6 protein-coding genes are annotated in these 8,472 nt (G+C 72.6%); 3 read left to right on the top strand and 3 right to left on the bottom strand.

Translation table 11 applies throughout. The features are described 5' to 3' along the window. Positions 1-59: 59 nt before the first annotated feature. Entirely contained in the window at positions 60-1,682 is a 1,623-nt protein-coding gene (locus AB0F71_RS32745; RefSeq protein ID WP_360242279.1) for a ubiquinol-cytochrome c reductase cytochrome b subunit, read from the bottom strand. Between the two features lie 409 nt (positions 1,683-2,091). Here AB0F71_RS32745 and AB0F71_RS32740 point away from each other — a divergent pair, with 409 nt between their 5' ends. The 3 genes from AB0F71_RS32740 (at position 2,092) to efeB (ending at position 6,125) form a co-directional block, all read left to right on the top strand. Further along, positions 2,092-2,418 (top strand): hypothetical protein, encoded by a 327-nt coding sequence (locus tag AB0F71_RS32740; protein ID WP_360242276.1) that lies wholly within the window; start codon positions 2,092-2,094, stop codon positions 2,416-2,418. A 258-nt stretch (positions 2,419-2,676) separates the two neighbouring features. Next, positions 2,677-4,752, top strand: a complete 2,076-nt coding sequence (gene efeU / locus AB0F71_RS32735) for an iron uptake transporter permease EfeU (RefSeq protein WP_360242274.1) — start codon at positions 2,677-2,679, stop codon at positions 4,750-4,752. Beyond that, positions 4,752-6,125 (top strand): iron uptake transporter deferrochelatase/peroxidase subunit, encoded by a 1,374-nt coding sequence (efeB, locus tag AB0F71_RS32730; protein ID WP_360242271.1) that lies wholly within the window; start codon positions 4,752-4,754, stop codon positions 6,123-6,125. Before efeU ends, efeB begins: the two co-directional genes overlap by 1 nt. 135 nt (positions 6,126-6,260) lie before the next feature. Here the strand turns inward: efeB and AB0F71_RS32725 are convergent, their stop codons facing one another. Then, a complete protein-coding gene (locus tag AB0F71_RS32725) occupies positions 6,261-7,646 on the bottom strand; it encodes an ATP-binding protein (protein ID WP_360242268.1) in 1,386 nt (461 codons plus the stop codon). Next, positions 7,643-8,326 carry a response regulator transcription factor gene (locus tag AB0F71_RS32720; protein ID WP_360242265.1) on the bottom strand — a complete coding sequence of 228 codons (684 nt, stop codon included), beginning with the start codon at positions 8,324-8,326 and terminating at the stop codon, positions 7,643-7,645. The genes AB0F71_RS32725 and AB0F71_RS32720 overlap by 4 nt, the downstream gene beginning before the upstream one ends. Positions 8,327-8,472 lie beyond the last annotated feature (146 nt).

Below are 8,472 nucleotides of genomic sequence, written 5' to 3'. Positions count from 1 at the left end.
GACCAGGGCCCGCCGCGCCGTCTCCGGTGCAGCGGGCCCTGGTCGTGCCGGGAGCGCGGTCAGTGGTGGCCGTGGCCGCTGGTGATCTCCTCGTGCTCCTCGACGGTGGGCTTGGCGATCTGGCTGCCCTCGCCGTAGAAGCCGCGGGACAGCTTGGCCCGGGTGCGGGTCCACAGGCCGGCTCGGCGGGCGACGCCGTTCTCGTCCACCTCGGGTTGCAGCTCGACCGGCTCGGGCTGCTCGTGCGAGGTGAGGGTGTAGACCCGGCCCGGCGGCAGTGGCGCGTGCACCTCGATGAACTCGCCGTGCTGCAGCCGGTTGATCACGCCGGTCTCCCGGCCGTGCAGCACCTTCTCCTTGTCCCGCCGCTGCAGGCCCAGGCACCAGCGCTTGGTGATCACGAACAGCGCCACCGGGAGGGCGAAGAAGCCGATCCGCACGGCGTAGGTGATCGCGTTGATCGACAGGTGGAAGTGGGTCGCCAGCAGGTCGTTGCCGCCGCCGGCCAGCAGGATCAGGTAGAGGCCCATCCAGGCCACGCCGAAGGCGGTGCGGACGGGGTGGTTGCGCGGACGGTCGGCGATGTGGTGCTCGCCGCGGTCCCCGGTGACCCAGGCCTCCAGGAACGGCCAGCACCAGATGGCGAGCAGTACCGTCGGGAAGACCATCAGCGGAATGAACACCCCGAGGTTCAGGGTGTGGCCGCCCCAGACGCTGATCTCCCAGCCCGGCATCACGCGGATCAGGCCCTCGGAGAAGCCCATGTACCAGTCCGGTTGGGCGTCGGTGGACACCTGGTCCGGCCGGTAGGGGCCGTACGCCCAGATCGGGTTGATGGTGGCGATCGCCGACATGAACGCGATCACGCCGAAGACCAGGAAGAAGAAGCCGCCGGCCTTGCCCATGTAGACCGGCATCAGCGGCATGCCGACCACGTTGTCGTTGGTGCGGCCGGGCCCGGCGAACTGGGTGTGCTTGTGGTAGAAGACCAGGATCAGGTGCGCTGCGAGCAGGCCCACCATGATGCCCGGGATCAGCAGGATGTGGACGGTGAACAGCCGCGGGATGATGTCGGTGCCCGGGAACTCGCCGCCGTAGATGAAGAACTGCAGGTAGGTGCCGACGATCGGGACGGCCAGCACGGCGCCTTCCATGAAGCGGATGCCCGTGCCGGAGAGCAGGTCGTCCGGCAGCGAGTAGCCCATGAAGCCGTCGAACATGCCGAGGAACAGCAGCAGCGCGCCGAAGATCCAGTTGATCTCGCGGGGCTTGCGGAAGGCGCCGGTGAAGAACACCCGCAGCATGTGGGTCAGCATCGAGGCGATGAAGACGACGGCCGCCCAGTGGTGGATCTGGCGCATCAGCAGGCCGCCGCGGACCTCGAAGCTGATGTTGATCGTCGAGGCGTAGGCCTCGGACATCCGGATGCCCTTGAGCGGGACGTAGGAGCCGTCGTAGACGACCTCGCCCATGCTCGGATTGAAGAAGAGGGTCAGCCAGACGCCGGTCAGGATGATGATGACGAAGGTGTAGAGCGCGATCTCGCCCAGCATGAAGGACCAGTGGTCCGGGAAGATCTTGCGCAGGTTGGCCTTGGCGAGGGAGTAGATGCCGAGCCGGCCGTCGGTCCAGTCGGCGAGGGCTTCGGCCGGGTTGGCCGGTTTGGCGCGGGTACTGGTCACCGGTCCCGGCTGCGACTGCTGGTCGGTTCTCACGACGGGCTCCCCGGCGTTCTCGGCGTGCCGGCGTGGAGGCCCGTCGGCGAGGACGCCGGCCGGCGAAGTGTTGTGATCATGGGACCTCTCGATACGGGTCCGCCGGGGGGACCGGCGCGCGGACCTGGGCGGTTCACTGGACCCGTTGCTCAGGGTGATGGAGCGCTTACTCTGTCATGCTGTCGGCAGGGGGCCGACTGTGCACGTCCATCGGGCCGTCCGGCCGCTCGTGTCGGGCCGGACGGGGGTTGCTGACGCCCGATCGGCTGGCCGCCGGTCGGGGCGGGCGGTGGTGATGCTGCGCCCGGGTGCAGCTGAACCGTTTCGGCGCGTGCCGCGTCCGGGTGCCGCACGGGGCCGGGCCTACGCTGCGCCAATGGTGGATCACCGTGAACTCCTCGAGTCCGTCACCGAGGCCCTGTCCCGCGCCGGGTTCGACACCACGCCGGGCACCTCGCCGCTGTCGATCGACCGTCACCCCGAGGGGGTGGCGGTCGGCTGGTCCCCCGGGGTGGAGACGGACGGTCAGCCCTCCGGGTCGGCGCGGGCGGCGCTGAGCGGGGCGGCCGCACTCGTCCTGCGGGAGCGGGGCTTCCTGGTCACCGGAACGGAGGAGGGGGAGCTGCTGGTGCGCTGCGCCGAACCGGTGATGGTCCCTCCGGAGCCCGGGCCCGGGGTGGCACCCGAGCAGTGGTGGGGGTGACCCGGCCCGGCCGCGGACGGTCCCGACCGCTCCGACGGCTCCGACGTGCGGAGTTGGCCGGAGCATGGGTGTTCCCATACCGAACCCTTACCTGAACGGGGGGTGCAGTTGACCGCCGTCCCTCTAAGGTTTGCCTAAGCTAAGCGAAACGCCCTGGACCACGGTGTCCGGGGCGTTCGCCGTGCCGTTCCGCCGCCGCCGCGGCGGCGCACTCCAGACAGGTACGACCCGGGGCGGCCCGGGGGAGGAGCCCGCTGCATGTGGGATGAGGCGTTTCCGAGCTTTCTGATCGGGCTGCGCGAGGGACTCGAAGCGGGCCTGATCGTCTCGATCCTGGTCGCCACGCTGGTGCGGGCCGGTCAGAAGGGCCGGCTCCCCCAGGTCTGGACGGGCGTCGCGGCGGCCGTCGCACTCAGCCTCAGCTTCGGCGCGGTACTCACCTTCACCGCCGCCAACCTCTCCGGCCACGCCCAGGAGGCGTTCGGCGGGGTGCTGAGCCTGATCGCGGTCGGCTTCGTCACCGCGATGGTGTTCTGGATGCGCCGCTCCGCGCGCACCCTCTCCGCCGACATCAAGGAGAAGGTCCAGGCCTCGCTGGCCATGGGCGCGGGTGCGCTGGTGCTCACCAGCTTCCTCGCCGTCGCCCGGGAGGGCCTGGAGACCTCGCTCTTCCTGTGGACCAACGCCCGCACCGCCGGGGAGTCCACCGGGCCGATCATCGGCGCCGCCGTCGGCCTGCTGCTCTCCGTCGCGCTCTGCTGGGGCCTGTACCGCCGGGCCCTCAGGATGAACCTCACCAAGTTCTTCACCATCACCGGCGCCGGCCTGATCGTGGTCGCCGCGGGCGTGCTCGGCTACGGCCTGCGCGACCTCCAGGAGTCCGGGCTGGTCGGCGGCGGCAGCTCGTACGCCTTCGACCTGAGCGGGCACCTGGACGCCTCGTCCTGGTACGCCACGCTGGTCCAGGGCACCCTCAACCTGACCGTCACCATGACGGTCCTCCAGGTCGTCGGCTACATCGCCTACCTGAGCATCGTGATGACCCTGTTCATCGAGGGCGTGCGCGGCGGCAAGGCGGCTCCGGCTCCGGCCCCGGCTGCGGCCGCAGCGGCGGCGGTCGAGGCGAAGCCCGCGGCGGATGCGGCGGATGCGGAGCAGGCCGGGCCGGTGCGCACCGGGCGGCCGCGCTGGGTGCTGCCGACCGCGCTGGTCGCCGTACCGGTCGTGGTGGCCGGCGCCGTGATCGCCGTCAGCGACGGCAAGCAGGACAGCTCCGCCACCGTCGCGGTCTCCGAGAAGGAGTGCGGCAAGGGCTTCGGCAACCCCCAGCCGGGCCAGCAGGTGTTCCAGATGCACAACACCGGCGACAAGGTCTCCGAGGTCTACCTGGTCAACCCGGGCACCGGCGCGGTCTACGGCGAGATCGAGGGCCTGGCCCCCGGCACCACCCGGGCGCTGACCGCCACCATCGGCTCCGGCGACTACGCCTGGCGCTGCGTGCCCACCGGCGGCACCACCGCCACCTCCGCCACCGTGCACGTCTCCGGCGGCGCCGAGGTCAAGGCCGTCAAGCCGGTCTCCGAGGACGACCTCAAGGCCCCGCTGGACAGCTACAAGGACTACGTCACCAAGGGCCTCGCGACCCTGATGACGCAGACCCAGAAGATCCAGACCGACGTGCACGGCGGCGACCTCAACGCCGCCAAGGCGGACTGGCTCACCGCCCACCTCCAGTACGCCTCGCTCGGCGCCGCCTACGGCACCTTCGCCGACCTCGACAAGAAGATCGACGGCCGCGCCGACGGCTACGCCGACAAGGCCCAGGACCCGGGCTTCACCGGCTTCCTGCGCCTGGAGTACGGCCTCTGGCACGGCCAGTCCGCCGCCGACCTGACGCCGGTCGCCGACGAACTCGCCCAGAACGTCGCCAAGCTGGTGCACGACTTCCCCACCCAGGACTTCGACCCGGGCGACCTCCCGCTGCGCGCCCACGAGATCCTGGAGAACACCCTCCAGTTCGAGCTGACCGGCGACACCGACATGGGCAGCGGCACCAACCTCGCCACCACCCAGGCCAACCTGGCCGGCACCCAGGAGCTGCTGACCCTGCTCCGGCCGCTGCTCGACGAGCGTGACCCGCAGGTGCTGGTCCGGGTCGACGCCGGGATGAAGCGGGTCGGGGACCTCGTCGCCGCGGCGCACACCGCCGACGGCTGGACCCCGCTCGACAAGCTGCCCGACGGCACCCGCCGCCAGCTGAACGGCGCCACCGGCCAGCTGCTCGAAGACCTCTCGCCCATCCCCGCCCTGCTCGAGATCCGGAAGGCCGCCTGATGACCGACCACACCGCAGCCACCGGCTCCTGCCCGTTCCCGCACGCCGCTGCCGCCGCCGCCGCACCGGTCGCCCAGTCGGTCGCCGGGCCGGTCGCAGAGACGGTCGCCGACGCCGACCAGGGCGGCTGCCCGGCCGGTCCGGCCCGGCGCAGCTTCGTCCGGGCCGCGCTCGGCGCGGGCGCCGGGGCCGCCGTGCTGGCCGGCGGGGCGTTCACCCTCGGGGCCGAACCGGCCGCCGCCGGGGACACCCACCAGCCGGCAAACGGGGTCGTCCCGTTCCACGGCGCCCACCAGGCCGGTGTCATCACCCCGGCCCCCGGCTTCGCCGCGTTCGTCTCCTGCCAGGTCATCGCCCAGGACCGCAAGGGCCTGGAGGACCTGTTCAAGACCCTGACCGAGCGAATCCGCCTGCTCACCGCCGGCGGCACCCCGCCCGACCTCGGCGTCGGCGCCCCGCCCTCGGACAGCGGCATCCTCGGCCCCACCGTGCCCACCGACAACCTCACCGTCACGGTCGGCGTCGGCGCCTCGCTGTTCGACGACCGCTACGGGCTCGCCAAGGCCAAGCCCGTCAAGCTGACGCCGATGAAGACCTTCCCCAACGACAACCTCCAGCCCGGCGAACTGCACGGCGACCTCTCGCTGCAGATCTGCGCCGACCAGCAGGACACCGTGCTGCACGCGCTGCGCGACATAACCCGGCACACCCGCGGGGCGATGCAGATCCTCTGGCGGATCGACGGCTTCAAGAGCGCCTCCCGCCCGGACGGCGCGCCGCGCAACCTGCTCGGCTTCAAGGACGGCATCGCCAACCCGGACACCACCTCCGCCCGCGAGACGGACCGGCTGATCTGGGTCACCGACGGCGCGGGCGAGCCCGCCTGGGCGACCGGCGGCAGCTACCAGGTGATCCGGATCATCCGGATGCTGATCGAGTTCTGGGACCGGGTCAAGCTCAGCGAGCAGGAGAAGATGTTCGGCCGCCGCCGCGACACCGGCGCGCCGCTGGACGGGCACCAGGAGAACGACGCGCCGGACTACGGCAAGGACCCGGACGGCAAGGCGATCCCGCTCAACGCGCACATCCGGCTGGCCAACCCGCGCACCGCCGACACCGACGCCTCGCGCATCCTGCGCCGCGGGTTCAACTACGACCGGGGCGTGGACAAGGCGGGCAACCTGGACATGGGCCTGGTGTTCTGCTGCTACCAGCAGGACGTGGTGCGGCAGTTCGAGGCCACCCAGACCCGGCTGATCGACGAGCCGCTGGTGGACTACATCTCGCCGACCGGCGGCGGGTACTTCTTCGTCCTGCCGGGTGTGAAGGACGACGCCGACTGGCTCGGGCGGGGACTGCTCGCCGCGGTCTGAGCCGGTCCGAGCCGGTCGGGCACCTGAACGGGCCCGGTGCGCGTGGTGCGCGCCGGGCCCGTTCGGCGTGCTCGGACGTGCCCGGGCACTGCGCAGGCACTGCCCAGGCGTTGCTCGGCCACTGCTCGGGCGTGCTCAGCCGCCGAGGGTGAAGCCGATCACCGCACCGCCGCCGACCCGGTTGGCGGCGTAGGCGGTGCCGCCGTGCGAGCGGGCCACCTCGGCGACGATGGCCAGGCCCAGGCCCGAGCCGGGCAGGCTGCGGGCCGCGGTGGCCCGGTAGAAGCGGTCGAAGACCCGGTCGAGGTCGGTCTCGTCGATGCCCGGACCGCGGTCCCGGACCTCGACCCGGAGGCCGTGCGCCACCAGCTCGATCGGGGACGTCCCGGCCGGGTCGAACTTGGCCGCGTTGTCCAGCAGGTTGCCCACCGCCCGGGCCAGCGCGTCCGGGTGGGCGATGACGACGGTGTCGTCCGCGACCACCGTGATCTCCCGGTCGCTGCGCCGGCGGGCCTGGCCGGCGGCCTCGTGGACCACCTCCGCCAGCACCACCTCGACCGGGTCCTCGTCGGCCTTGCGGTCCGCCGCCAGGGCCACCAGCTCCTCCACCAGCTGGGTCAACTCCCGGGCCTCCTCGGCCAGGTCGGCGAGCAGCGCGGTGCGTTCGGCGGGCGGCAGCCGGTCGATGCTGGGCAGCACCGACAGGTTGGTGCGCAGGCTGGTCAGCGGGGTGCGCAGCTCGTGCCCGGCGTCCTGGACGAGCCGGCGCTGGTTCTCCTTGGCGGTGGCCAGGCGCACCAGCATCCGGTCGAAGGCGCGGCCGAGCCGGCCCACCTCGTCCTGGCCCGAGGCGGGCACCGGGACGTCCAGGCGGCCGCTGGCGGCGACCCGTTCGGCCGCGTCGGTGAGCCGGACCAGCCGGCCGGTGATCCGCCCGGCGACCAGCCACCCGGATCCGCCGGCCACCAGCACGACGGCGGCCACCACGGCCGCCATCTGGTGCCGCAGCACCTCCAACAGCTCCTCGATGTCGTCGAGTTGCAGCACGACCTGGACGGCGCCCCGGCCGCCGCCGAGCGAGACCACGCCCACCCGGCAGGTCCGGTCGCCGACCTGGCGCTCGTCGATCACCGTACGGGCGGGCTCGTCGGCGCGGGCGAGCTCGCGGTCGGTCGCGGTGGTCGGCAGGGCGAGGTGCGCGGTGCCCGGGAGGATGGCCCCGTGCGAGTCGAGGGCCTGGGCGGTGACCCTGATCGGGTGCAGCAGTTGCTCGCTCAGCCCGCTCGGGCTGTTGAAGTCCCCAGGGAACAGCTTCTGGCGGTCCACCTGGCCGCTGACCGCGTGGACGGCCGAGTTGAAGTCGTCCGACTCGTCGTCGCGGATCAGCGCGGCCGCCGCGCGGTAGCCGAGCGTGCCGATCACCACCGCGACCAGGGCCGCCATCACCGCGAAGGCGAGCGAGAGGGTGGTGCGCAGGCCGGGGCGCGGCAGCCGGGGGCGGCGGGCCGCCGGGCCGGTCACGGCTCGCGCAGCGTGTAGCCGACGCCGCGGACGGTGTGGATCAGCGGGGTGAGGCCGGGGCGGTCGAGCTTGCGGCGCAGGTAGCCGATGAAGACCGCGAGGTTCTTCGAGCCCGGGCCGAAGTCGTAGCCCCAGATCCGCTCGTACAGGGTGGTCTGGTCGAGGACGGCGCCGGCGTGCCGGGTGAGCAGCTCCAGCAGGTCGAACTCGGTGCGGGAGAGCTCCAGTTCGGCGCCGCCGCGCCAGGCCCGGCGGGCCGGGGGCTCGACCCGCAGGTCGGCGACGGTCAGGACGTCCTCGGGGGTGTCGGCGGGCGGGTTGCGGCGCAGCAGGGCACGCAGCCGGGCGAACAGCTCGTCCACGTCGAAGGGCTTGACCAGGTAGTCGTCGGCCCCGGCGTCCAGGCCGGCGATCCGGTCCGGGACCTCGACCCGGGCGGTGAGCATCAGCACCGGGGTGCGGTCGCCGGCCGCGCGCAGCCGGCGGCAGACCTCCAGGCCGTCCGGCGCGGGCATCATCACGTCGAGCACCAGGACGTCCGGCCGCTGCTCGGCGAGGACGGCCAGGGTCTGGGTGCCGTCCGCGGCTATCCGCACCCGGTAGCCCTCCAGCGTGAGGGCGCGGGTGAGCGAGTCGCGGATGGCGCGGTCGTCCTCGGCGATCAGCACGGTGTGGCTCATGCGGGAGATTCTCCCTGGCGTGCTCACGGCAGTGGAGAGCGGGGCACGGATTCCCGGCCGGCACGGGTGTCGCGTGCCGCTTCGTGGGCGTACGGTGGCCACACGGTGGCGCGCCGCCGGGCGGCCGCCGGTCCGTTTCGGTACGC

Source organism: Kitasatospora sp. NPDC028055 (assembly GCF_040637885.1).
Classification (GTDB): Bacteria; Actinomycetota; Actinomycetes; order Streptomycetales; family Streptomycetaceae; genus Kitasatospora.
Note: the sequence above shows the minus strand (reverse complement) of the source record. Positions and strands in the feature narration are given on the sequence as shown.

Bases quoted from the DNA above. Each gene is read 5' to 3' on its own strand.
- AB0F71_RS32720 (WP_360242265.1), bottom strand. From the start codon at position 8,326: ATGAGCCACACCGTGCTGATCGCCGAGGACGACCGCGCCATCCGCGAC.
- AB0F71_RS32740 (WP_360242276.1), top strand. From the start codon at position 2,092: ATGGTGGATCACCGTGAACTCCTCGAGTCCGTCACCGAGGCCCTGTCC.
- efeU (WP_360242274.1), top strand. From the start codon at position 2,677: ATGTGGGATGAGGCGTTTCCGAGCTTTCTGATCGGGCTGCGCGAGGGA.
- efeB (WP_360242271.1), top strand. From the start codon at position 4,752: ATGACCGACCACACCGCAGCCACCGGCTCCTGCCCGTTCCCGCACGCC.